Here is a 433-nt window from a genome sequence, read left to right on the forward strand (position 1 = left end):
TCGACATGCGGTGTATGGTCTTTTCCATCCTGCTTCGCTTCATTCAGCCCGCCCATAATGGATGGCTCATAGTTGACGTGCGGGTTTTGTCCTTCTGCTCTATCAACCCGATATTGCATTTGCCCGCCTTCCTGGTTGGTGGCGACATGCTTTTTCGGCGAGTTGATCGGGAGCTGCAGGTAATTTGCGCCTACACGGTAGCGCTGCGTATCAGAGTAGGCAAACGTCCGCCCTTGAAGCAGTTTGTCATCGGAAAAATCAAGACAGTCGACAAGCACCCCCGTTCCAAATGAAGCTTGCTCCACTTCCGCATGGTAGTTTTCCGGATTTTTGTTAAGCACCAATTTGCCGATCGGTTTCCATGGGAAATCGTCTTTATACCACAGTTTTGTCGGATCAAGAGGATCAAAGTCCAGTTCAGGATGTTCATCAT

Annotated in this window: 1 pseudogene; it reads right to left on the minus strand. The window is 49.4% G+C overall.

Annotation, left to right across the window (positions count from 1 at the left end):
* A pseudogene (gene katX, locus RVS70_RS22570) lies at positions 1 to 433 on the minus strand (catalase KatX); the annotation flags it as partial.

The organism is Virgibacillus sp. M23, assembly GCF_034190895.1.
Taxonomy (GTDB): domain Bacteria; phylum Bacillota; class Bacilli; order Bacillales; family Amphibacillaceae; genus Virgibacillus; species Virgibacillus salarius.